Below are 24,253 nucleotides of genomic sequence, written 5' to 3'. Positions count from 1 at the left end.
CTACTGCCAAGCGCCTACTTGAGCTCGATCTCGACGAACACAAAGTCGTCGTCGGACTCGTTGACAACGTTGTGTTCGCTGCCTGCCGTGCGCGTGTAGGAAACGCCGGCGGTCAACTGGCTGGCCGACGCCCCCTCGCTGGTCTCCAGGGTCAGGGTCCCGGTGCTCATGGGGACTACAACGTAGTCCACGGGGTGCACGTGCCAGCCGGTTTCCGCGCCGGGAGGAAACCGCCACTCGGTGACCGTCACCCGGTCGTTGTCGATCTGCACGGTGGCCACCGCCGGCGGGCGCCCACCGGTCTGTTGGTCCGCGAAACCAGATTGCACGTCGCGTTGCATGTTTCTCCTTGGATCAGAAATGGCTGTTCGTGGCCACCCTATCCGGCGCCTCGCCCATCCTGCAGCAGCCCTCCACGCCGGCGCCTCTCCCCTGGCCAAAACAGGGTAGGCCGGCCCCTACCGAAGGGGGTTTTGAGCTTCTACCATTTTCTCTACTGCTCCACTGCGGGGAAGGAGGGGTGTGGGATTCAGCGTCAGGAAATGCTCCCCAACGCCCCGCCCGAAGGCTGCGCGCGGATGCATCCGTCACGTTGATTTCCCGCATAACGCATCATGTGGCCCTTTCGACGAAACAGGTTTCAACAGGTCGACCTCGACGAACTGATGGCGTCTGCCCGCCGCCCGAAGAAGAAGCTCCGGCGTCGGCGCCTCGACTTGTGGGTGGTGAGCGTTGCCGTCGCGGCCCTGGGGGCCGGGGCGATCGTCGCACCCGCGGCGGTGGGCGTGTCCGCCGTCGGCAATTCGGTCCTGGACATGTGGCAAGAGCTGCCGACAGACCTGCCGCTGGATCGCCCGTTGGCCCAGCACACAGTTTTGCTGGACAAGGACGGTAAGGAGTTCGCCCGGTTCGCCAGCGAGAACCGCGTGGATGTTGAGCTGGACCAGGTGTCGGAGGCCTTCAAGAAAACACTGATCAGCACGGAGGATGCCCGCTTCTACGAACACGGCGGCGTAGACCCGCTGGGCATCGCCCGGGCACTGATGCATAACGCCACCAACAGCGAGGTCCAGGGCGCTTCCACCCTGACCCAGCAGCTGGTCCAAAACCTGCTGGTCAACCACGCGCGGAACGAAGAGGAAGACAAGGTCGCTGTGGGCAACACCTACAACGCCAAGCTCCGGGAGATGAAGTATGCCGTCGCCTTGGAAAAGCAGTTGCCCAAGGACGAGATCCTCACGCGCTACCTGAACGCCGTCTATTTCGGGAACCGTGCCTACGGCGTGGAGGCCGCGGCCCGCTACTACTTCAGCACGCCGGCGGCCAAACTCGACTATGCGCAGTCGGCCCTGTTGGTGGGGCTGCTCAAGGCGCCCACGGCCTTCGACCCCTTCGCCAACCCCGAAGCCGCCACGGAACGGCGCAACACCGTGCTGGATGTGCTGGAAAAGCAGGGCGTATTGCCGGCCGACGAAGCGCAGGCCGCCCGCGAGGCCCCGCTGGGCGTGAAGCGCGGCGAGGTGCCATCCGGTTGCGGCGGGTCCAAGTATCCGTTCTACTGCGAGGCCGCCCGCGAAGAACTCCTGTCCAACCCGGCCTTCGGCAAGACCCCGGAAATCCGAGAGCAGCGCTTCAACGTGGGCGGCCTGACCTTGACCACCGCGTTGGACCGGAAGGCTGCCGACGCAGCACAAAAAGCCGTGGAGAGGGCGCTGGGCAACAACAACCGCGCAGCGCTGGGGACCGCCGTCGTCCGACCGGGAACCGGCCACGTGGCCGCGATCGCGCAGAACCGGGCCTGGGGCAAGGGCAAAGGCAAGACCCAGGTTGTCTACGTCCGTCACGCTTTCCAGGTCGGGTCGGCCATGAAGCCGATCGTGCTCGCGACGGCGCTCACGCAGGGCATCCCCACCTCCCAAAAGTTCCGGGCCGACGGCCCCTACCGCTCACCGAAACTGGACAATCCGAAGGGCGGGTACATCAACTACGACAACGTCGACTACGGAGTCATCAACGCGTACCAGGCTATTCGGGCCTCGGTGAACATCTACTTCATCAAGCTGGTCGAGCGCGTCGGCGTCATCAACGCGGCAAAGATGGCCAACAAGCTGGGCATCACCTCCATCAACCCCGACAAGCTCAGCGGCAGGGAAGGTTCGCTGGCCCTCGGCGCCTACGAAGTCACGCCGCTGCAAATGGCCAGCGCCTACGCCGCCTTCATGAGCAACGGGACGGTCTGCAAACCGGTCACCATCATCAAGGCAGTCAAGACCGACACGAAGAAGGAGTTGCCGGTTCCGGACCCGGATTGCCACCGCGCCATCAAACCCGCTGTCGCGGACACCGTTGCCGACGTGCTCAAGGAACCCTTCAACCCGAGAGGAACCCTGGGACCGCGCATCGAACTCAAGGGAAACCGGGAGGCCGGAGCCAAGACCGGAACAACCAACGACTTCGCCGCCAATTGGATTGTGGGCGGCACCCCGCAGCTCACGGCCGCCGTCTGGCTCGGCGACCCGCGCGGCGGTGCCGAGTACCCGCTCAAACGCGTCAAGGCCTACGGCAAGACCTACACAGACCTGACCGGCTCCGAAGTCGCCGCCCCGGTCTGGAAGGAAACCATGGACGGCGCTCTCAAGGGCGAGAAGAAGGTAAAGCTGCCAGAATCCCATAGGTCGATGACGAAGTAGCGAGCGGCCAGGAATGGCATCAGCGCTGCCGGACGATGGCGGCCGAGTTAAGGCACCCCTTCCAACCGGGATTGCTGTTCATCCATCCACGTCAGAACCTTGTCCCAGTGTCCGGCCTGCGGGTCAATGAGTTGGACGTGGTCCATGCCGGGCTGAACGCTTAGTTCGACCTGGGCACCATGTGTCCGGGCCTGGCGGACGAAGTCGCGGGTGTGGTTCAAGGGCACTCGTAGGTCAGCATCGCCATGCACCACCAAGGTGGGGATGGAGGACGGCCGATGCCGCACCGGTGATGCATCACGGTACAAATCATGGCGGCCAGCGCCAAAATATTCGACGACGGCACCTTCCGCCAGGTTTTCTTCGTAGGTTCGTGCCACATCCGTCACAGGCGCCAGCGCAACCATTGCGTCAACCGGCGCGCGGGTCAGCAGGACCAGTTGCCCGCCCACCGAATGACCGATGGCAATCCGCGGTCCGGGCATCTCCTGCGCCCAAGGGCTTTCAGTGACCGCGCGGATTGCCGCGTCAACGTCCTCGTGCGGTTCAGGCCACTCACTCTCCACCGCTCCGCGCCGGTATTCGATGTTCGCCACCGCCCATCCACGCGAGCTCAGGTCGGACGCCATGGGTTCCATCAGCGAGGCATCGAACTGGGCACGCCAGTAGCCGCCGTGCACCAGCAAGGCTAATCCGACGGGGGCGGCGTGGCCGGCTGGATTCCAGCAATAAACGCGCTGGGACGCCTCCGGCCCGTAGTGGATCGTCTGAATTTCTTCTGCGGGTGTGCTCACTGAACCTTCCCTTTCGGCCTGCTCGGCTTGGCGGATACGAAATGTGACCGATGACGGTTTGGCCCGGGACGTTGCCCGGGCCAAACCGTCATCGGTCACCACATGCCACGCACCTTAGCCTGCCAGTGCGGGCTCAGCCGGGCGCAATGGCTTCCAGCGTAGATGCGAGTTGTCCGCCGACTCGTTAACCTCCCGGATGAGGGAGAGTCGCGGGCGGACCGCGTCCGTGCGCGCGCTCGGCGGTTTGCGCCGTCCGGCCCGGAATTGTGGGATCCACGCGACGCCGTCGCCCCGGTAGTCCTGCTCCGCAGCCGCGTGCAGCGTCCAGTGCGGGTCATACAGGTGTGTTCGTCCCAGAGCGATCAGGTCGGCGCGTCCGGCCAGCAGGATCGAGTTCGCGTCGTCGTGAGTGGAAATCGCTCCCACAGCGATGACAGCGATGCCCGCGGGAACTGCCACTTCCTGGCGGATCCGGTCCGCATACGGCGTCTGGTAGCTACGGCCGAACTGAGGCTTCTCCCCCTTGGCGATCTGGCCGGTGGATACATCAATTCCATCGGCGCCGTGGGCCGCAAACGCCTTGGCGATCTGGACAGCTTCATCCAGCGTGTTGCCGCCGTCGATCCAGTCGGTCGCTGAGATGCGTACCGTCAGCGGTTTCTCCGCCGGCCACGCAGCCCGCACCGCCTCGAAGACCTCCAGCGGGAATCGCAGCCGGTTCTCCACGCTGCCGCCGTACTCGTCCGTTCGGTGGTTGGCCACCGGGGACAGGAAGGAGGAGAGTAGATAACCGTGGGCCGCGTGCACTTCCAACAAGTCGAATCCGGCCTCGTCTGCTCGACGTGTGGCGGCGACAAAGTCTGCCACGACCTTATCCATCTGGGCACGATCCATTTCCCGAGGAACCTGGTTGTCCGGTCCGTAGGGCAGCGGGGACGGGCCGATGACCTCCCAGTTGCCCGAATCCAGCGGCTGATCGATGCCTTCCCACATCAGCTTGGTGGACGCTTTGCGGCCGGCGTGGCCGATCTGGGCGCCGATCTTGGCGTCGGAGTGCCCGTGGATGAACTCGACAATGTCTTCCCATGCGTCGCGCTGTTCATCCGTGTAGAGCCCCGTGTCGCCCGGAGTGATACGGCCTTCTGCCGAGACGCACACCATCTCGGTCATGACCAGGCCGGCGCCGCCCATGGCCTTACTGCCCAGGTGCACCTTGTGGAAGTCAGCCGGCATCCCATCGGTGGCGGAGTACATATCCATGGGCGAGACCACGATGCGGTTCTTCAGCTCCAAGCCGCCTATGCGGTACGGCTGGAACATCGCCGGCGCGACTGATTCCAGACCCTGCGAGGTGGCGAAGTGTTCCTCGACTTTCAGAGCGAATTCCGGATCGCGCAGCCGCAGGTTGTCCTGCGTGATGCGCCGGCTGCGGGTGAGCAGGTTGAAGGTGAACTGGACCGGGTCCTGCCCGGTGTATTGGCCCACGCGTTCAAACCATTCGAGTGACGCCTGCGCGGCGCGTTGGGTAGATTCGACCACTGGCCGCCGCTCGGTTTCATAGGCTCCCAGCGCCGTCTCCAGATCCTGGTGTTCGTGGAGGCAAGCCGCCAGGGCCAGGGCATCCTCCATGGCCAGTTTTGTGCCGGAGCCGATGGAGAAGTGTGCGGTGTGCGCGGCGTCGCCGAGCAGCACCACGTTGCCGTGCCGCCAACTGCTGTTCCGGACCGTGGTGAAGTTCAGCCACTTGGAATTATTGGCCAGTACCTGATGGCCCTCAAGCTCGTCAGCGAATATCTCCCGGATCTTCGCGATCGCTTTTTCATCGGAGACGCCCGGGGCAAACACCTCGTTCTCGGTTTCATCGAAGCCGGCAGCGCGCCAGACGTCCTCGGGCATTTCCACGATGAACGTGGAGCCCTGATCGGAGAACGGGTAGCCGTGGATCTGCATGACCCCGTGCTCGGTCTCTTTAATAAAGAACTTGAAGGCTTCGAAGACCAGGTCGGTACCCAACCACATGAATTTGTTCGGCCGCGGGTCCAGATTGGGGCCGAACGAGTCGGCGTACTTCGAGCGGATCTGGGAGTTTACGCCGTCTGCTGCCAGCACCAGGTCATAGCCGGCTTCGAGTTCCTCCACCGGAGGTGCCAGGGTTGAGAAGCGCAGGTCCACACCGAGTTCCGCACAGCGGTGCTGCAGCAGTTCGAGCAGTTCTTTGCGGCTCATGGCAGCGAAACCTTGGCCGCCCACGGCGATGGTTTCGCCCTGGTAGTGAATGTCGATGTCGGACCAGCGGGCGAATCGGCGGCTCATATACTCGGCCACCACAGGGTCCGCGTTGCCGATCCCGCCCAGGGTTTCGTCCGAAAAAACCACGCCGAAACCGAAGGTGTCATTAGCCGCGTTGCGCTCCCAGACGGTCAGCTCGTGCGCCGGGTCCAACTGCTTCATCAGGGCTGCGAAGTACAGGCCGCCGGGGCCGCCTCCCACAATTGCGATTTTCATGTCTGTTGTCCTTCCGGTCTGGTCTAAGCCGGGCTGCCGGCCAGGTCTGCCCCTTGGCCGGCCTGCTCGCGGAGTTTGAAGTGCTGAAGTTTTCCGCTGGGATTGCGCGGCAGTTCGGTCACGAACCTGATGTCCCGCGGGTATTTGTAAGGCGCGATGGTTGCCTTGACGAAGTCCTGGATATCCTTGCGTGTGGCGTCGTCGCCGATCGCACCCTCGCGCAGCACCACGAAGGCGCAGACGACGCTGCCGCGTTCTGGATCCGGCCGACCGATCACGGCGTTCTCCACCACGTCCGGATGCTGGTCGATCGCTGCTTCCACCTCGGGGGCCCCGATGTTGTAGCCGGACGAGACAATCATGTTGTCCGACCGGGCCTGGTAGACGAAGTAGCCTTCCTCGTCGCGCAGAAACGTGTCGCCGGTTATGTTCCAGCCGTTCTGCACGTAGTTTGCCTGCCGCGGGTCGTCCAGATAGCGGCAACCGGTCGGGCCGATAACGGCCAGCTTCCCGGGCTGGTTGACCGGGGCTTCGTTGCCGTCGTCGTCCAGCACCTTGGCACGAAAACCCGGGATTGCAATCCCCGTGGCGCCGGGGCGGATGTCGTCTCCAGCGGCGGAAATGAACACATGCAGCATCTCGGTGGAACCGATCCCGTTGACCAGGGATAGCCCGGTGGCCTCATGGACCGCCTCCCACGTCTCCTTGGGCAGATGCTCTCCTGCAGACACCGCTATGCGCAGCCCCCGGAGGAGGTCCGCCCGACCTTCCTTTAGGATGGCGCGGTACGCGGTGGGTGCCGTGAAAAGCACGGTAGCGCCGGCATTGGCTGCCTGTTCCGCCAACTGCACCGGGGTGGCCCGTTCAGTGAGGAGCGAGGAAGCCCCAAAGCGCAGCGGGAAGACCACCAAACCACCCAGCCCGAACGTAAACGCCAGAGGCGGAGATCCCGCGAACACGTCGTCGGCCGTGGGCTGCAAGATATACCGGGCAAACGTGTCCGCGTTAGCCAGGATGTCGCGGTGGAAGTGCATGGTGATCTTCGGCGTGCCGGTCGTACCCGAGGTCGGCCCAAGCAGGGCAACGTCGTCCGCCGCTGTGTCAACGTCGTCGAATTTGCCGCTCTTGGCAGCACACCTGACGGTGAGGTCATCGGGGTCGTCCGCCCCGTAGGTCATGACGGCGATGCCTTCCCCGACCGCCTCGGCAAGTCCATCAGCAAAGCGAGCATCAGTGATCGCTGCGGAGGGACGGGTCAACCGGCAGATGGTGGCGACTTCACTGGCGCGCAGCACCGGCATCGTGGTGACGACGACGGCACCGGCCTTGAGCACGCCCAACCAGGCGGCCACCAGCCAGGGGTTATTGGGGCCGCGCAGCAGGACACGGTTACCCGGCACCACGCCGAAATCCTCGGTGAGCACCTGCGCCACTTGGTTGGCGCGCTCCTGCAGTTGGCCGTAGCTCCACGTCTGGCCGTCCGGAGTATGCAGGGCGGGCTGCTCGCTCCCGAAGGCGGTTACGGCCTCATCGATGAGCACCGTGGCAGCGTTAAGTCGGTCCGGATACTGCAGTTCGGGAAGGGTGAATTCCAGGGTTGGCCACTGCTCAACGGGCGGCAGGTGGTCGCGCGTGAACGAGTCCACATGAGCTGACGGGGAAAGCTCCATGGCGTTCCTTTCGGAGAGAAGAATGGGCGAGGGGACAAAAAAGAGCGGGTGAGGCGGCCAGAGCGGAGGCAGGTGGATGGTTCACGTGCCTCCGCCAGGCTTAGCGCCCTGCGCGGATCATGCCTTCTTGCGCGACCGTGGCCAGCAGGCGGCCGTCGCGGTCGAAGAACCTGCCGGTGGCCAGCCCGCGGTTGCGCTGGCCGGAAACCGCTTCCTGGGAGTACAGCACCCAGTCGTCCACGCGACCGTCGCGGTGGAACCACATGGAGTGGTCCAGGCTTGCGGTCACGAGTCCGGGTTGGGCCCAGTACTGGCCCTGCGCGCGCAGGATCGGCTCCAGGATGGTGTAGTCGCAGACGTAGGCCAGCGCGGTGCGGTGCAGGTCCCGGGTGGCGCGCTCGTCGGCTTGGTCAGGCAGTTGCCCGAATGCCTTCACCCATACAGCTTGCTGCGGCACCTGTTCGCCCTCAATCTCCAGATACACCGGGCCGGGCACGTGCCGCATGTCGAAACTGCGTCCCCCGGACCAGTAGGCAGCGGCGTCGCCTTCGACGCCTGCCAGCACGTCGGCGGCGCTGCGCAACGACTCCGGGTCCACGGCGGCCGGCATCTCCGGCTGGAATTCCGGGCCGTCCTCGGGCACCTGAAAGGAACCCATGGCGGCGAACACGGTCTTGCCGTCCTGCCAGCCCCGCACACTGCGGGTGGAGTAGCCGCGACCGTCTCGCAGCTTCTCCACTTCGTAGCGGACCACGGCCCCAATATCCACCGGGCGCATAAAGTAACTGTGCATCGAATGCAGCTGCCGGTCCTCGCCCACCGAACGCATCATGGCCGCTGCCGCCTGGGCCACCATGTCGCCGCCGTAGGCCTTGGGCCACGGCACGTACTGGGTGGTCGCCTCGTAGGCTTCGTCGTGGACTTGAGGTTCAACGGCAGTCAGTTCGACGGCGCGCAGGAAGGTCTCGGACGTCGGCGCCAGGGTGTCCTGGGAAGTTACGGTGTTCATGCCCGCCGGTATCCTTCCAGCGTCTCGTCCGGAACCTCTTCCAGGTTGACCACGATGTTCTCGGGCGTGCGGGCGGTGAGCCAGACCAGTTCTTCTGTGACGGACATGTTCGCTTCCACGTGCGGCATGAACGGCGGCACGAAGACCCAGTCGCCGGCCTTCATGTCCACAAACTCGGAGTAGCCCTCGCCGAAGTAGATCCGGCCATGGCCGCGCAGCACGTAACCGCCGGTTTCGGCCTCTCCGTGGTGGTGGGGCAGCGAGCGGTAGCCGGGAACGTTGGAGACCTGGCCGAACCAGATTTTGGTGGCCGGCGTGTGCTGGATCGAGACACCGGAGACCCGGACGCAATCACCGGACTGGGCGGTGTTCGTGTCCTCGCTGCCGGATTTGGTGACGACCGGGACCACTTTCCCGTCCGCTCCGGCATAGACCGAGTTGTCGCCCTCGGTGCGGTATTCGATGGCTGCTTCAGTCATAGTTGCTCCTCTGTTGAAGGGGGTGAATGGGAAAGGCGCCTTAGCCGCGGGCGGCTGGCACCGCCGTCGTTGTTTCTGAAAGTGTTGGTGCGGGCTCCGACAAGCCGTCGGCGGACTGGATGCGGATCAGGTTAGTCAGGCGGCCGATGCCGTCGATCTCGGTGCTGAGCACGTCGCCGTCGGCCAGGAAGCGCGGCGGAACCATGCCCATGCCCACTCCCCCGGGTGTGCCGGTCAGGACCACGTCGCCCGGGCGCAGCGTGGTGAACTGCGAAATATAGGACAGCAGCTTGGCCGGACCGAACACCAGCGTGCGGGTGTGGCCGCGCTGCACCAGTTCGCCGTTCACGTAGCCGCGGACCTCTACTCCGCTTCCGTCGAATTCGTCAGCGGTAACCAGCACCGGTCCCAGCGGCGTGCTCGCGTCGAAAGCCTTGCCTTGGAACCACTGCAGGGTCCGGCGCTGCCAGTCCCGCATGGAGACATCGTTGGCCACGGTGTAGCCGGCAACGGCGGCCGCAGCCTGGTCCTCGTCGGCGCGGGTCAGGGTGGCCCCCACCACCACGGCCAGCTCGGCCTCCCAGTCGACGTTCTCGCTGCCGGCTACCGTGAGTTGGTCCTCCGGCCCGGCCAGGGTGTCCGCGAACTTGGCGAACAGCGTCGGATACTCGGGCAGCTCGCGGCCCATCTCCTGGATGTGGTCGCCGTAGTTCAGACCGCAGCAAATCACCTTGCCCGGCCGCGGCACCACCGGTGCCAGTTCGCGGTCCCCGGGCCGGACGACGGCGGCGCCCGCGGCGGTGCGCACGGCCTCCTCGGCCACCGCACGCCAGCCCGGCGTCGCCAGCAAGGCTCCCACATCGGAGGCCGGCAACGGCACATAGGCGCCGGCCGCTATTTGGACGGCTGCCGTGGTGCTGCCGGGGCCGGTTCGCAAGGTGGCTAGTTTCATGCGGTTTCTCCTTCGTTTTTCAATGTGTCGACTTTTTTACGGCCGTCACATATGCTCAACGTACACGATCAAAGCGATCCGCACCAGAGTTTTTTCCAAACTGACCACACCGACCCATCAACGCCAGGAGAGAACACATGAGCCATCAGTCAGCCCTTGGGAACCGCACCATCAATCCCGCTTCACTACCCAAGCCATCCGGCTACGCGCATGGAATCCTGGCCGGAAACACGGTCTTCCTAGGCGGCCAGACCGCGCTGGACAAGGACATGCAGATTGTCCCGGGCGGCATTGTGGAACAGTTCCGCCAAGCGTTCTCCAACGTGCTCGTCACGCTGGAGGAAGCCGGCGGACGCCCGGAAGACCTGGTCAGCGTGACCATCTACCTCACCGATGTGGACGATTACTTGGCCAACGGCCGGGAAATCGGGCGCCTGTGGCGGGAGATGGCGGGGACAGAGTATCCGGCGATGGCCGGCATCGGCGTCTCGCGTTTGTGGCAGAAAGAAGCGCTGATCGAGATCCAAGGTATCGCGGTGATACCGGAGCGCTGATTTAAAACGCAGAGCCAAATCCTGTGGGAGGGCGGAGTTTTCCGCCCTCCCACACTTTTTTGCGGTCGTTGCCGACCGCACCTCGGCAGCGCCGGCGGTCAATGCCCCTTGAATGCCTCGGCAAGCCACCAGGCACCGCCGTCGGAGGCAATCCGCGCGTCGATGACCAGCGGCTCCGCCCGCGGACCCGCAAGCCACGCCGAAACCGCCGCAAGGTCGGCCAAGCCGGTAACGGTGACGGCTTCGGCCCCGTAGCCTCTGGCTATCGAGGCGATGTCCCCGAGCGGGAACCGGACCACCTCAAGTTCCTCGTCGCCTACGTCGAAGTGATGGACCTCGGCGCCGTAAGCGGAGTCGTTGTAGACGATGACCACCAACGGGATCCGCTCCCGCACTGCTGTCTCCAGGTCTGCGATCCCCATCAGGAAGCCACCGTCCCCGGTGCCCAGGACCGGCAGGCGGTCCGGGCGGGCTGTGGCGGCGCCGATGGCAGTCGCAAGCCCGAGTCCGATGGATTGGAATGCCTGGGTGAAGCAGAATCCGAATTCGTCCGGCACGGACAGGTAACTGCTGGGGTAACCCATGAAGTTTCCGGAGTCGATGGACACCAGGCGGTTAGCCGGGAGAATCTTGTCCAACTCCCGGCTGATGACCCGTGGGTCGATGACCTCATCCGTGGACAGGTCTTCCGTCGCCACGGAGTTCCAGCGGGCATGGGCGCAGATCTGCGCGGCCATCTCCGGGGTACGCAGTCCGGTGGCCTGGTAGCCCTCGGCCTGCAGCGCTTCCAGTACGGCCTTGGCGGTCTCGGCGCTGTCACCCAGTACGCCCAGTTCGATGGGCCGATTGGCGCCGAGGGCCGAATCCTCCAGATCGACCTGGGCCACCCGCGTGTTTGGCCCGATCAAGGATCCGTGCCGCATGGTCCACATGTTCAGCGCGCAGCCCCAGCCGACTATCAAATCCGCATTGCCAATGGTCTCGGCAGTGAAGGGGGAGGAAAATCCTCCGGATATTCCGAGATTGAAGGGATCCCCGGCGAAGAGCCCATGTGCCACTGCTGAGGTCGCCACCAGCGCACCGGAGGCTGCGGCAAGCGCCGAAATCTGCTGGCCTGCTCCACGGGCGCCGCGGCCGGCGACAAAAACCGGACGCTGGGCGCGGCGAATTAATCCGGCCAACCGGGAGGTCGATGCGACGTCTGGACGAACGGCCTGCGGCACCGGGCGATGTTCAAGAACGGGCAGCTCGTCAGGCACGGTTGCCGCCTGAATATCCGTGGGCAGCGACAGCACCACTGTCCGCCGTTCATTGACAGCGGTACGGAATGCACGGACGGTGTCCGCTATGGCGCTCTCCGGGGAATGGATGCGATCGGCGACGGCACCGACACTTCGTGCCAAGGCATCTTGGTCGATCTTGAAGTTGGAACGGATGGCCGAGGCCGCCGTATCCGCTGTCAGCACGATCATCGGAGTGCGGCTCTTAGCGGCTTCCCCGATTCCGGTGACAGCATTGGTCAGCCCGCAGCCTTGGTGGGTGGAGGCTATGCCCACCCTTCCGGACATCCGCCCGTAAGCGTCGGCCATGGTCGCTGCGCCGGCTTCGTGCCGGGCGGCGGTGAACGGTACCCCGTAGCGGCGCAACGCATTGGTGACAGTGAAGTTGCCGCTGCCCACTACCCCAAAAACATGACCCGCCCCCAGCCGTGCCAAGGTATAGCCGACGAGCTCTGCGACGTTCACGGGTTGGCGGATATCGGCTTGCGGGTGTGCCTGTTGGTTGTTGGTCGTAATGGTCAAGACGTCTCCCTTCGGATACGGGCCAGTCCAGCTCGGCGCCCGCAGCAACGATCAAATGGCGGAAATGCCTCGGCTCCGGCTGGGCTCCGAGGCATTTCCGCGCTCAGCAGTAGGGCTAGCGGAAGCTAACGTCCGCAGTTTCCCCGCCTTGCTTCGCCGACGGCAATGTCGGCGTAATACGTTTCGGAATCAAAGCCACTGCTACCGCCGCAACAACGGCGACGCCCGCAAAAATGATGAAGTTCCATTCGAAGGGCAGTGCGGCGCTTCCGATCCATCCACCAATCAGTGGGCCGGAGATCGCTCCGATGCGAGCGAAGCTCAACGCCCATCCCGTGGCGGTGGCACGCATGTTGGCGGGATAGTAGTCGGCAATGTAGCCAGTCAGCACCAGCGAGGTAGAGATGGAGCCGATACCGGCGAACGCGACAAACAGGAGATTGACCACCATGTTCCCGGGGAATATCAGCAGCAGGATGCCCAAACCCCCGAGGAGGTAGAAGACCACCAGAATGAGCTTCTGACCGTACTTGTCTGCAGCCTTGCCCAAGGCCAGCCCTCCGGCAGCGGAGGCGAGGCTGAACACCAACAGGAAGGTCAGAGAGGAACCGAGGTCGTAGCCGGCGGATTTCATGATGGAAGGCAGCCAGGTGTTCAGCCCGTAGACCAGGACCATGCCGCAGAAAAGGGAAATCCAGAAGAATACTGTGGAGCGCAAGTACCGGGAAGAGAACATCGTAGTGATGGTCCGCCACCAGGGGTCGGTCTTGCCTTCTTCGACTGGCTTCGTCGGCACGGTCGGAACATAAGGAGCTATTCCCAATCGGCCGGCCAAAAGCTCAGCCTGCTGCCGCTTTCCGCTGGCCTCCAGATAGTCCAGCGACTCCGGCAGCAGCTTGGCGATAACCGGCAAGAGTAGAACCGGGACGGCGCCGATGGCGACCACCCAGCGCCAACCGGCCACCGGGAGCAAGAAGAGCGCCATGAGCGCAGCGGCAACGATGCCCAGCGAGTAGCCGGAGTACATGAGTCCGTAATTGTACGAACGCTTTTTCGGAGCCGAATACTCGATTGTCAGCGCGGCGGCCACGGGAATGACGCCGCCCATGCCAAGGCCGCCGATGAGTCGGAAAAGACCGAAGATTTCCGGCGTCGGAGCGACCGCGGCACCTGCTTGTGTCAGGGTGAAGATGACCATTGAGACCAACAGCATCTTTTTGCGCCCGTACATATCGCTAAGGGTGCCGATGAATAGAGCACCGATGAGCATTCCAACCAGGGCGTAGGCCCCGAGTCCGCCGAGCTCCAACGGCGTAAGGTCCCAGGCACGGTACTCTGCGAGCGCCGGCAGGACAGCACCAAGGACGCCCACATCGTAGCCCTCAGCCAGGATGGCCAGCCAGCAGCAAAAAAGCACCGTCTTCGTTGCCTTGGGGGGCACCCTGAAGGCGGGTGGGGACGTAGTTTCCATTCGGGTCTCAATTCATCATTCGGGACGAAGTGGGCGAGTGCTCTACCGGACGGGCAGGACTGCCGTTAGGCGGTTCTACTGCACCACCCAAGGCATATGCTGACATCTTTACGAGCGTCATACTGGCACAACATAGCACAGGCTTGTGACGGGCGTCACCAGATTTCCGCACATGAACTTTGAGGACGGGCAGGCGTCCCGCTGGCTCGGCTTGCAACCGGTCGGCGTGGCCGGCAGACGCCTAAGCCCCACACCGTACCGGCGATCGGCAGCTTATGCCGTCAAGACCTTAGCCCCGGCGGCGCCAGCGACCAACGACTGGGCGTGGGCCTCGGCCAGCGGGCCGATCAAGCGATGAACTCCGAAAAAGGTTTGCCGCGCGTCCGGGCCGCGCCAGCCTTCAGGCAGGTACTTCAGCGGTAGGCCGGGATCCCGATACGGCAGACGCCGCCACAACGTCAGCATGGGCACGTAGTACCGGAAAGCGTCCCGTTTGGTTTCGGCATCCGACGCGGCCAGCGCCTGTGCGGCGTCGTCTCCGACGCGCTCCGTCCACGCTGCCAGCGATCCACCGTAGTAGTCCAGGAATTCATTGATTTGAGCCGCCAACGCGTCGAGGTCCCACCATTGAGCCACCTTGGCACGCATATCCGGCCCTTCCGAGTACTCGCCCGTGAAGAATTCCACGTACTCGGCCAAACCGCGGTCTTCGAGCCGCCGCCGGGCGCTCTCCCGGACTGCGGCCGGAGCGATCCAAACCCCCGCCGACATGGACCCGAAACCAAGCCGAGCCAGTTCGGTGCGAAGTTGGTGACGGCGATCGCGCATAGACTCCGGCACCGAGAAAATCGCCAGCACCCATCGTCCTTCCGGCCCCCCTCGCTGCGGCGCGAAAATGCGCTCATCGCCTTCCTGCACTATCTCCAGCGAGCGCGGCGACAGCTCGTATCGCGCCGCTCCACCGCTCCGAACGCTGTTGAGCACGCCCTTGGCCTTCATGCGCGAGACCGCTGAACGCACGCCCGGGGCGTCGTGCCCCAGGTCGCCAAGCATATCGATCAGCACAGACACGGGCAGCGCGGATCCACCTCGCCGCCCGTACAAGCCGTAGATGGTGAGAATTAACTGCTGGTGCTGCAGTTGCGGCGCTGGAATCTCCATCATGCCTTCAAGATTCCCGCATCCGAGGACCGGAAGCCGGCACCGCAGATGGCGGCGCGCATGTGGTCGGGCCACGGCTGCGCGCCGCCGCTGTCGGCCGGTACGTAAACAGTGGTGAAGGTTCCGTGGGCCGCCAGACCGCCCGGCGACTGTTCATGCGGCTGACCGTGGACCTCGAACGCGAACGTCAGGGATGTTTGGCCTAACTGTTGCACGGACAACCGGGCGGTCACCCGCTGGCCGAACCACAGCTTGGCCCGGTAGTTGATCACCTGCTGCACGCGCGGGGCGCTAGGGAAGTAATCGGGCAACTGCAGCCGACGGAACAGTTCGGCCTCAGCAGCCTCCACCCACCGCATGATTACGGAATTGTGCTGGTGGCCGGCCGCGTCGGTATCGACCCACTCGACGGTCCGTTCGATGCTGACCTCCGGCAGGCCGCCGTCGTTCGCCTCCATGGTTCTCCCTTCACTGCAGACCACGTCCATCCTATGGCGCAACGGTGACGGAGCGCCCTGCCGGGTCGATAGACGACGGCGGCCTTCCGCCCGTTCAGCCGTTGAACACGAACCGCTGCTGCAGCCGGCTTGCCGTCCGGTCCGGGTTGAGCATGATCACACTCAGGATCCCGACCGCGACGAGGTAGATGCCGATCATCCAGAATGCCGAGTTCATCCCCGCGGCCAGCCGGGCCGCCATCTCGCCGGTATCGGCAACACCCTTGGGGCCTATGACATAGCCAGCACGGTCCATCAGCCGGCCGACCATCGCCGGAGCGATCACGCCCCCGAGCGAGGCCAAACCGGTCAAGGTGGCCATGACGGCGCCACGCTGCTTGGCGCAGACGCTGAAGGCCAAGGCCGTCGGGGCCAGCGGAAAGACCAGCGCCAGACCCGCGCCAAGCGTCACAAAGACCACCGCTGCCGCGCCGCCAACCTGCGGCAGCACCAGGAAACACACACCCGAACACAGCAGCGATGCCCCGAACAGCGCCCCGAGTGCCCAGCGAACGGTCACACCGCGCTGCATGAGGAACCGGGACGTGTAGCCGAGCACCAGCAGCGCCAGCGCGCCGAGGACCCAGGGGAAGGTGGAGACGAGCCCGATCATCTCGGGAGAAAGCTCGACGACCGAAGCGAGGTATTTGGGCGACCAGGTGGTCAGGAACCCCTGCGCCCAGAAGCAACCGGCTCCCGCCAGGACAGCGCACAGGAACATGCGAGTGCCGAGCACACGTCGAATCGGCACTATCTTGAGCAGGTCCGAACGGTCAGCGATACTTGCGGTCGCGGGAGCGGGCGCAGTTCGTTCCTCTGCCGCCGCGGCAGCAACAGTTGGCTCCTCGCCGCCCGCCTTTCCGGACTCTGATGTGGCAGTGTGGCTATAAGGACCTTCGCGTCCTATGAACAGCCAGGCAAGCGACCACAGCAACCCCACGATTCCCAGAAATCCGAAGGCCCAGCGCCAGCCCAGATCGGGATGTGCGATGATCCAGGCCAGCACCGGAGCTGCAATGATGGGCCCCAGCGTGGAGCCAATGGCGACCATGCTGCTGGGCAGCCCCCGCTCCTTCGCCGGGAACCAGCCGTGGACGTGCTGCAGGCTGATGGGAGTGGCCGGCCCCTCTGCGGCGCCCAGGATGATCCGGGTAACCAACAGGACGGCCGCGCCGCCGCCGAAGAGCATCGGGAACTGCAGCACCGCCCAGGAAATACCCATGGCCAGCAGGATCCAACGCGTCGGCACCTTGCCGGCCAGGAAGCCCACGGCCACGGCAGCTGCCGCGAAGAGAAAGAAGAACGCGCTGCCAATGAAGCCGAACTCACCGGCACTCAGGTTGAGTTCCTGCATCACGGGCGCTGCAACCAGGCCGAGGACCGCCTTGTCCGCGAAGTTGATGATCTGAAAAACCACCAGCGCTCCCGTGACCAGCCAGGCTCGACGATTCATCCGGCCATACTTCACCGCGGCCCGGAGGGTATGCGGCGCGATCAGCTCCTCTTGCCCGGTCACCTGCCGGGCCTGCTGCGCGCTCATACTCCGACCTCCACGGTCTCGGCTGCGGCCACGGACGACGCTGCCCCCGTGGCGAACGGCGCACCAACCGGGAACCCCGGCGGTAGGACGAAAACGTCATTGTCTTCGGCCACGTCCACAGGGCCACCGAAGTCGGCGGCAGCGGCCTCCTGCATTTTTTGTGTGTCTGCCGCGCCCGGCGTGTTCGGCACCACGTGGTGCAGCACCAGCCGCCCCACGCCGGCGCGTGCGGCTACCTTGCCCACTTCGGTGTACGGGGTGTGCGATTCACGCAGGTGGACTTCTATGCCGTTGCGGGTCGGCCCGTCCGGGAAGGTCGCAAGGATGGCTTCCAGATCCATCACCTCGTGCAGCAGCAGCTCGGCACCCTGCGCCAGCCGGATGCAGTTCTCCGAAAAGGCTGTATCGCCCGATATCACCACCGACCCGTACGCCGAGTCGAAACGGTAGGCGAAGGCCGGGAAACACAACCGGTGGTCCACCAGAATGGCGCTGACGGCCACTTTGTCGTCCCGGTAGATCTCGAAGGGCTCCATCTCGGGATGCCGGTTGTAGACAGGGTCTGCGGCCGCCGATGTTGGTATCTCGATATCTGCGGCAACCACCCAGTCGTTCGGGTCGGCGCGCCCTTCATCGGCCATCCGGATGCAGATGTCAGACGCGTAAACCTTGTCCAGCAGAGCGTCGACCATCTCGCGGGTACCTGTCATGCCGCGGTTGCCTAGCCGGGTGCTGATCTGCCCGGCATGATCGTCATCCAGAGCCGGTACACGCTCCGGACGGCCCGGACCCAGAATCTGGATCTGCCGGCTGAAGGACTCCCCGGGGACTTGCCAACCGGTGACCAGGAACGAACCCAGGTCGTACACATGATCCGAGTGGTGGTGAGTCAGGAAAATCCCCCGCAGTTCACCCCACGTGGAGCTGGATCGGTAGTTGCGGATGCTGCCCATCCCGCAGTCCACCACGTAGACAGCGTCGTCTACGCGGATGGCGGTGCTGGTTCCTGCGCGACTGGTGGAGACAATCGGACCGCCTCCCGTTCCAAGCGTGTGAACGCTCATACCCTGCGGTGCTGTAGCCATGTGCCCTCTTTCCTTCGGTAGGTGGGCGGGAAAGGAGCCGCCCGGAAAGGTGATGTGGCGGCGTCGTGACGCGCCTCGGCCTGGTAGCGATCGAAGCGTGACACACATCATATGGAGTTACTTTTGCGATCGCAATACCTATTGCATATAAACCTTTGGCCTGCCATGCTGGCTGCACAGTTCGTTCAACGAAAGGAGCCGCCATGCAGGCGCAACAGGATCAGGAAATCGTTCTGGGAGACCTGCCCAAGGGCATCACTCTGGCCAGCGAAGCCATGGGTAACAAAACCTGGAACGTCCTCGGCCACACCTACTTGGCCAAGTCGGAAAGCGCCACAAGCTTTGCGTGGCTGTCGCTGGATCCCACCGGAACGGGCGTGCCGCCGCACGTCCACCCGACTCAGGACGAGCACATCTACGTGATGGAAGGCGTCTACACGCTGTACCTCGACGGCGAGTGGACCACTGCGGGCCCGGGCGACACCGTACGCATGCCCCGGGATCTGCCGCACGCCTACTACAACAAGGGAGAGACCCCGGGCAAGGCTCTCTTCTGGGTCAGCCCGTCAGGCCGGCTCGCCCAGCTATTCGACCAGCTGCACGACCTCAGCGATCCGGAAGAAGTTGTCCGCCGATCGGCGTTGCACGACGTAAACTTCCTGCCCGAGGGCAGCGTTCCCGGCGCGTAATCCCCGCTCCAGCGGCCGAGGTGACCCTGTGGTCACGACGCCGGTGCCCTCCTCCCGCAGGCAGGGCACCGGCATCGGCGATCATTCGGGATACGGGTACCGGCTCAGGGAACTGGTGTTCCCAACAGCGCATGTGCACGGTCGGCGGCCGGAGCACGGAGGATGCCGTCCAGGGTCAGGAACACTTGTTTGGCTTGCGGTGCTTTCCAGCCTTCTGGCAAGTATTCGAAGGGCAAGTTCGGGTCCCGGTAGGGGAACCTTCGCCACTGAGTCAGCATCGGCACGTACAGGCTGAAAGCCTCGCGCGGATGCGGCCGCTCACCTGCTTCGGTCCGGCGCTGCCACTCGTCCGCCGGGAGCGAGTAGCACTGTAGAAAATCTTCGTACTGGCGCTCAAGCAGCGCCAGGTCCCACCACTGCTGCACGTGCTCGCGGATGTCGCCCTCTTTGAGGTAACTTCCGGCAAAGTACTCCGTGTAGCGGTCAAGGCCGCGGTCAGCCAGCCGGCGCTTAGCCTGCTCCATCACCGTAGTGGGAGCGATCGCCACACCCGCCGCCACAAACCCGAAGCCGAGGCTGGTCAGTTCGGCGCGCAGTTCGTACCGGCGGTTTCGCTCCGCCTCCGGCACGGAAAACACCACCAAAGCCCAGGCATCGTCCGGCCGTGAGCGTTCCGGTGCGAAGATCCGCTGGTCATCGGCATGGAAAATATCCAGCACCCCTTCGGAAAGGGCGTATTCGGACACGCCGTCGACCCGGCGGCCGGACAGCACACCCTTTGACTTCAACCGGGAAATGGTCGACCGCGCCGCTTGGCCGTCCACGCCCAGATCCGCCAACATGGCCACCAGCACAGAGACCGGCAGCCACGCTCCGGCGCCTCCCGCATAAAGACCGTAGAGCGTGACCAGCAATTGCTGCAGCTGTGGGCGCTGCGTCCGTGGCGCGGTGGCGGGAATTGGGTCCTCCTCTTGACTGCGCACCCTCATACTCCGTGCGCCTCCCATCCTAAGTCGCTGGCGATGGGCTGCACCCGGCGGCAGCGACGGTCGGACAGGCTCGTCGCGTGCGCGCTGAAGACCAGATGCTGCTGTGTAACGTCGCGCCCCATCCGGCCGCTCGGCCAGCAGAGCGTGCAGGATTTCAGGGTCGGCGCTGCCGGATTATCCAGATTAGTGGAAGGCTCGCACGTCCGTTCGCTATTTGGGCCGGGCGGCCAGGGCTTCGGCGAGCGCAGTGGCAGACGCTTTGCTGCTGTCGATGCGCCAGTCCGTTTCCTTGTTGTAGTGGAACCAGACCAGGGCGGTGATGTCGGGCTGCTGGGACAGGTAGTAGACAAGGTCCTTGTTCCAGGCCGCCTTGGAGCCGCCCTCTTCCGCGGAGGACGTTTCGGCGATGAGGATGGGCTTGCCCAGGGCCAGCGACCGGAGTTGTCCAAGCCCGTCGGCGAACAGCGCCCACGGCGGGGTCCAGGTGCTCCACGCGGCGGCGGTTCCCCAGTTGTAGCCGTCGAGGGCAACCGCATCCACGTAACCCGCGCCCGGGTAGAGACCGTCCAAGAGGGTAGATCCGGCGTAGGGGACGTTCGGGTTCCAGACCCAGGTGATGTTACGGGCGCCGGTGGAAGAGACGACGTCGTGCACGTGCCGCCAAGCGGCGGCATAGTCCCCGGCCGTATTGCCGTTGATTCCCTCGGACCAGGGGTACCAGTTTCCGTTCATCTCGTGGCCGAAGCGCAGCATCACGGGGTGGCCCCACTTAGCCAGCGCGGTACCCCATTCGCGGAGGTAGGGGTCGAAGTCTCCGGCGGTGATCCGGTCCAGCGAGTAGGCGGGCTGTGCAGTGCCTCCGCCCCAGGTCCAGGGCTCCCAGGTGAGCAAGGTATGAGCTCCGCGGGAGCGGACCGCTTCCAATTCGGTGATGGGCGGGGCTTGGTTGAAGTCCTTGTAGGAGAGGATGATCGACGGTGCTTCGCCAACCAGGGCAGCCACTGCGTCCAGTTCCGCCGAAGCCAGCGGTCCACCGGGCGTTCCCAAGCCAAAGCGAAGCGGCGCCTTGCTGATCAATGGCGCGGTGGGGGCGGGAGACTGCTGGGGCGGCGCCGGTTCCTCCTGTGTCCCCGAGGGGCTGCTGTAGGTGAGCGTGAAGGGAGCGGAGGCGCGGGTGGCGCCGGCTTTAGCCTCGATGGAGACAGTTGCCTGCTCGGTCGCAGGGATAACCAGCGTGGTACGGAAGTATCCCGAGGCACTTGAGAGGAAGGGGACAGGCTCTGTTCCTCCCGTGATTGTTCCGGAGGACTTCTTGGGAAAGCCTGTGCCGGTCACCGTGACGGAGGTCCCTGCCGGTCCGGATGAGGGACTGAGAGTTATCGCGGCCGTGGCTGCCTGAGCGGGGACAACCCCTCCGCCCAGGAGCGCGAGCGCCATCAGGACCGGGATCAGCATCATTTTTAAGGCCAGGCGCATGGAGGGACTCTCACGTGAAGGAATACGAGACGGGGAGGAGAAGCCGCTGGACCTGCGGCCGCGTGTGGGGCGCAACACTACCTGAACGCCCTCTCGTTGGTCAAACGAGCAATCAGGATCGGTTCCCGCCCCTTGCGTCCTGACCATCAAGGGTGGACTGGAATCCGGCCGCGCTGACTCCGCGCCACCCCGTTGCCGTGTCTGTGCTGCAAACCGATGAGCCCCCCACCCAAAACGGTTATCCCACCCCAACGCCCCGCCGCAGCAACTCCTCCATTGCGTCCGCACCGGCAGGAGCTCCCCCGGCGGCGTCGTAGCCGGCCGCGACCCGGCGGGCACCGTCGGCCATCGAGATTGTCTGGCGAACCTTGCCGCGCAGGGCCTCCGGCGACAGCTTCTTCACGGACAAGCGGGTACCGGCCGCGCAGGCGACCACCCGGGCGGCGACCTCCAGCTGGTCCCGGCCGAACGGGACCACGCACACCGGCACCCCGCGGGCCAGCGCCTTCTGGGTCGCTCCCATGCCGCCGTGCGTCACCGCAGCCACGGCCCGCTCCAACAGAGCGAGGTGGGAAGCGAACCGCTCCACCTGGACGTTGTCCGGCAACGGCCCGAAGTCCGCGGTCCCGGCGGGGACGGTGACGGCCACCGTGTAGGGTTCGCCGGCAAGGCCGTCGACCGCGGCGCGGACTAGCGCTTCGTCCGCCTGGTACTCCGAGGAGGTCGTCACCAGCACCAGCGGCCCGGTGGTCTCGGCGAGCCAGGCCGGCGGTTCGGCGGGTGGTTCCCAAGACAGGGCACCGATCATGCGGATCCGGTCGCCCCAGTCGGGGTGCGGGTACTCGAACGGCTCGGCGGTGGCCACCAGCATCAACGGCGCCAGGCGGAAGAACTCGTCGGCGGTTTTGATGCTGCCCAGCCCGAACTCGGCCCGCAGGGCGTTGATGCCCGGACGCACCAGCCGCTCCACGGCGCCGATCACCAGCGGCCGGACGGCGGCGTCGCGAATCCGCCCCAACGGACCGCTCAAGGGACGCAGCCCCGGCCCGAACGGTGGGGTGCCCTTCGACCTGATGGGAGGGGTGTACGGGCTGAACAGCACCCACGGCAAGCCGGAGGATTCGGCCATCATGCGGGCACCCCACGCGTTGATGTCCACCACCAGCAGGTCCGGCCGCACGCCGTACATCGCCGCGCGCAGATCCGGCCCGTCGAACCGGCCCCGCTCAACGAAGGTGCTGGCCGAGGCGGCGAGGGCATCTCGGGTGTTCCCGGCCCGGTAGTCCTCGATCTCGGTGATGGCCCGCCGGTCCATCGCTTCCGCGCGGATGCCAAGGGCACGGACCGCCGGCAACTGGGATTCCAGGGTGCGCAGGTGGACGTCGTGCCCCCGCCGGACCAGTTCTTGCAGCAGCGGGATCAGCGGGTAGAGGTGCCCGAGCGCGGGCGAGGTGTACGCAAGGATGGTGGACATGGCGTCCTCCCGATGAGGGGCTCGAGCATCTCGAGCAGTGCTTTTTCCGTCTGGTGACGGCTGAGGCCCGCGTCGAGCCGGAGCAGCTTCCAGGTGTAGACGTCGCAAACGGCGACGAACTGGGCCAGCCGGCGGCGCCGGTCCGCATTCTCCAGCCCTTCCAAGGACGGGGCGAAAACCCGGGCGCACCACCGCCGGTGAAAGGCACGCCCCTCCCCCGTGATGCGGCGCATGAAGTCCGAACCGGCCTCCTCCGCGAGCATGCGCAAGGCAGTCCGCCCCACGTGCTCATAGTGCTCCACTAGATTGACGACGGCGGCGGCCGCGTCACCCGGTTCGACCGCACCGCGGGCCCGGGCTACTTCCGCGCTGGCCCGTTCCGCGGCCGCTCCCAGCAGGCCGTCCCTGTCGCCGAAACGGCGGATGATCGTCTGGACCGTGGTGTCCGCGCGCTCGGCCACCTTGCCAAGGGTCACGCCGGCCAGGCTTTCCGCGGTGAAGAGCTCCACCGTGGCAGTCAGGATCCGGTCAGCCGTGGCCGCGGTTGTTTCGGCCCGCTTGCCCATCCGGTAGCCCCGGGCTCCCGTGTCCTGCACGGATTTCATGTTAATCAGGTTAACGCTAAAAGGGTTCCGGCGGAAGAGCCGGAAACCCATCACGACGGCGCTGCCCGCCTCCTTCCCAGGGGCAGGTTGCAGTCACTTCAGATACGTCTCGTCCCACCAAAGACGCAGGTTTTGGAAAGCTGCGGCAACGTTTCGGCAGGTTAGCCACAAGGAGGGCCATTGCGGCGGTCGGACTCGCTATTTTCGAAGGGTGGCGGGCACTGGGCCGGCCACCTCATCCGAACACGGAGTACACATGACTGCAATCCGCAAGATCGCCGCCGGCTTCCTCGCAGCCGCCCTCCTGGCCGGCGGAAGCGCCACCGCCGCGTCCGCCGCTAACCTTGAGCCCGTCGCCGAACCGGTCATCACCGCACCCGTCAGCGCCGAGCCGGTCGTGACCGAGGCCGACGTCAAAGCCGCCAAGGCCGCCTTCAAGGCAGCGCAGAATAATGCCCGCACCACCGAACAGCAGGCCCGCGCCACCGCAGCCGCCGAGCTGAAGGCCGTGTCCAAGAAGGCGAAGCTTGCCAAGGGCAAGGCGGTGAAAGCCGCGCAGCTGCAGGTCAAGAACCTTCGCGCAGCCCAGACCGCTGCCCTGAAGGACCTCCGCGTCAAGAACCGCGTGCTCGTCAACGAAGCCCGCACTGCCTACCAGGCCGTTGCCGACGCCTACGAGGCGCAGCTCGCCGCCGAACAGCCGGTTGTCGAAGACCCGATCATCGAAGAGCCCGTCGTCGAAGAGCCCACCGCCTAACCTGCGGACAGCCATGAGGGGTGCCGTCCCGCCAGGGACGGCACCCTTACGTTT

21 protein-coding genes are annotated in these 24,253 nt (G+C 65.1%); 4 read left to right on the top strand and 17 right to left on the bottom strand.

Annotated elements, in window-relative coordinates:
- Positions 1 to 14 precede the first annotated feature (14 nt).
- Entirely contained in the window at positions 15 to 341 is a 327-nt protein-coding gene (locus AC5RVV_RS14755; RefSeq protein ID WP_494002142.1) for a cupin domain-containing protein, read from the bottom strand.
- A 384-nt stretch (positions 342 to 725) separates the two neighbouring features.
- Between AC5RVV_RS14755 and AC5RVV_RS14750 the strand changes: the two genes are divergently transcribed.
- Positions 726 to 2,690, top strand: a complete 1,965-nt coding sequence (locus AC5RVV_RS14750; RefSeq protein ID WP_494002141.1) for a transglycosylase domain-containing protein — start codon at positions 726 to 728, stop codon at positions 2,688 to 2,690.
- 47 nt (positions 2,691 to 2,737) lie between these two features.
- On the opposite strand, the gene AC5RVV_RS14745 is transcribed toward AC5RVV_RS14750, so the two are convergent.
- The 6 genes from AC5RVV_RS14745 to AC5RVV_RS14720 form a co-directional block, all read right to left on the bottom strand.
- Positions 2,738 to 3,583 carry an alpha/beta hydrolase family protein gene (locus AC5RVV_RS14745; protein WP_494002140.1) on the bottom strand — a complete coding sequence of 282 codons (846 nt, stop codon included), beginning with the start codon at positions 3,581 to 3,583 and terminating at the stop codon, positions 2,738 to 2,740.
- A 15-nt stretch (positions 3,584 to 3,598) separates the two neighbouring features.
- Positions 3,599 to 5,989, bottom strand: a complete 2,391-nt coding sequence (locus tag AC5RVV_RS14740; protein WP_494002139.1) for a bifunctional salicylyl-CoA 5-hydroxylase/oxidoreductase — start codon at positions 5,987 to 5,989, stop codon at positions 3,599 to 3,601.
- 23 nt (positions 5,990 to 6,012) lie between these two features.
- Complete coding sequence (locus AC5RVV_RS14735) at positions 6,013 to 7,659, bottom strand: AMP-binding protein (protein ID WP_494002138.1); 1,647 nt, start codon at positions 7,657 to 7,659, stop codon at positions 6,013 to 6,015.
- Between the two features lie 100 nt (positions 7,660 to 7,759).
- A complete protein-coding gene (locus AC5RVV_RS14730; protein ID WP_494002137.1) occupies positions 7,760 to 8,668 on the bottom strand; it encodes an acyl-CoA thioesterase in 909 nt (302 codons plus the stop codon).
- On the bottom strand, positions 8,665 to 9,147 hold the full coding sequence (locus tag AC5RVV_RS14725) for a cupin domain-containing protein (protein ID WP_494002136.1): 483 nt from the start codon (positions 9,145 to 9,147) through the stop codon (positions 8,665 to 8,667). The genes AC5RVV_RS14730 and AC5RVV_RS14725 overlap by 4 nt, the downstream gene beginning before the upstream one ends.
- 40 nt (positions 9,148 to 9,187) lie before the next feature.
- Positions 9,188 to 10,099, bottom strand: coding sequence for a fumarylacetoacetate hydrolase family protein (locus AC5RVV_RS14720; protein ID WP_494002135.1), 912 nt, complete (start codon positions 10,097 to 10,099; stop codon positions 9,188 to 9,190).
- A 137-nt stretch (positions 10,100 to 10,236) separates the two neighbouring features.
- Between AC5RVV_RS14720 and AC5RVV_RS14715 the strand changes: the two genes are divergently transcribed.
- The gene (locus AC5RVV_RS14715) at positions 10,237 to 10,653 is read left to right on the top strand and encodes a RidA family protein (protein WP_494002134.1); all 417 of its coding nucleotides are present in this window, start codon (positions 10,237 to 10,239) and stop codon (positions 10,651 to 10,653) included.
- Positions 10,654 to 10,751: 98 nt separating this feature from the next.
- On the opposite strand, the gene AC5RVV_RS14710 is transcribed toward AC5RVV_RS14715, so the two are convergent.
- From AC5RVV_RS14710 to AC5RVV_RS14685, 6 genes are all read right to left on the bottom strand, one after another.
- Positions 10,752 to 12,455: a thiamine pyrophosphate-binding protein gene (locus AC5RVV_RS14710; RefSeq protein WP_494002133.1), complete on the bottom strand. Its 1,704-nt coding sequence runs from the start codon at positions 12,453 to 12,455 to the stop codon at positions 10,752 to 10,754.
- 115 nt (positions 12,456 to 12,570) lie between these two features.
- Positions 12,571 to 13,926 carry an MFS transporter gene (locus AC5RVV_RS14705; protein ID WP_494002132.1) on the bottom strand — a complete coding sequence of 452 codons (1,356 nt, stop codon included), beginning with the start codon at positions 13,924 to 13,926 and terminating at the stop codon, positions 12,571 to 12,573.
- Positions 13,927 to 14,199: 273 nt separating this feature from the next.
- Complete coding sequence (locus AC5RVV_RS14700) at positions 14,200 to 15,090, bottom strand: PaaX family transcriptional regulator (protein ID WP_494002131.1); 891 nt, start codon at positions 15,088 to 15,090, stop codon at positions 14,200 to 14,202.
- Positions 15,087 to 15,545, bottom strand: a complete 459-nt coding sequence (locus AC5RVV_RS14695) for an acyl-CoA thioesterase (RefSeq protein WP_494002130.1) — start codon at positions 15,543 to 15,545, stop codon at positions 15,087 to 15,089. The genes AC5RVV_RS14700 and AC5RVV_RS14695 overlap by 4 nt, the downstream gene beginning before the upstream one ends.
- Before the next feature lie 94 nt (positions 15,546 to 15,639).
- Positions 15,640 to 17,124, bottom strand: coding sequence for an MFS transporter (locus tag AC5RVV_RS14690; protein ID WP_494002129.1), 1,485 nt, complete (start codon positions 17,122 to 17,124; stop codon positions 15,640 to 15,642).
- Complete coding sequence (locus tag AC5RVV_RS14685; RefSeq protein WP_494002128.1) at positions 17,121 to 18,209, bottom strand: MBL fold metallo-hydrolase; 1,089 nt, start codon at positions 18,207 to 18,209, stop codon at positions 17,121 to 17,123. Before AC5RVV_RS14685 ends, AC5RVV_RS14690 begins: the two co-directional genes overlap by 4 nt.
- A 203-nt stretch (positions 18,210 to 18,412) precedes the next feature.
- Here AC5RVV_RS14685 and AC5RVV_RS14680 point away from each other — a divergent pair, with 203 nt between their 5' ends.
- Entirely contained in the window at positions 18,413 to 18,898 is a 486-nt protein-coding gene (locus tag AC5RVV_RS14680; protein ID WP_494002127.1) for a cupin domain-containing protein, read from the top strand.
- 104 nt (positions 18,899 to 19,002) lie between these two features.
- Here AC5RVV_RS14680 and AC5RVV_RS14675 read toward each other — a convergent pair whose 3' ends face one another.
- From AC5RVV_RS14675 to AC5RVV_RS14660, 4 genes are all read right to left on the bottom strand, one after another.
- Positions 19,003 to 19,881, bottom strand: coding sequence for a PaaX family transcriptional regulator (locus tag AC5RVV_RS14675; protein WP_494002126.1), 879 nt, complete (start codon positions 19,879 to 19,881; stop codon positions 19,003 to 19,005).
- 216 nt (positions 19,882 to 20,097) lie between these two features.
- Complete coding sequence (locus tag AC5RVV_RS14670; protein ID WP_494002125.1) at positions 20,098 to 21,363, bottom strand: glycosyl hydrolase; 1,266 nt, start codon at positions 21,361 to 21,363, stop codon at positions 20,098 to 20,100.
- 238 nt (positions 21,364 to 21,601) lie between these two features.
- Complete coding sequence (locus AC5RVV_RS14665) at positions 21,602 to 22,837, bottom strand: glycosyltransferase (RefSeq protein ID WP_494002124.1); 1,236 nt, start codon at positions 22,835 to 22,837, stop codon at positions 21,602 to 21,604.
- The gene (locus tag AC5RVV_RS14660) at positions 22,783 to 23,442 is read right to left on the bottom strand and encodes a TetR/AcrR family transcriptional regulator (protein WP_494002123.1); all 660 of its coding nucleotides are present in this window, start codon (positions 23,440 to 23,442) and stop codon (positions 22,783 to 22,785) included. The genes AC5RVV_RS14665 and AC5RVV_RS14660 overlap by 55 nt, the downstream gene beginning before the upstream one ends.
- A gap of 256 nt (positions 23,443 to 23,698) precedes the next feature.
- Between AC5RVV_RS14660 and AC5RVV_RS14655 the strand changes: the two genes are divergently transcribed.
- Positions 23,699 to 24,199, top strand: coding sequence for a hypothetical protein (locus tag AC5RVV_RS14655; RefSeq protein ID WP_494002122.1), 501 nt, complete (start codon positions 23,699 to 23,701; stop codon positions 24,197 to 24,199).
- Positions 24,200 to 24,253: the final 54 nt, after the last annotated feature.

The sequence above is a fragment of the Arthrobacter sp. MDT2-34-1 genome, from assembly GCF_059091365.1.
The sequence above is the reverse complement of the archived record's forward strand: the minus strand, read 5'-3'. Positions and strand labels throughout refer to the sequence as shown.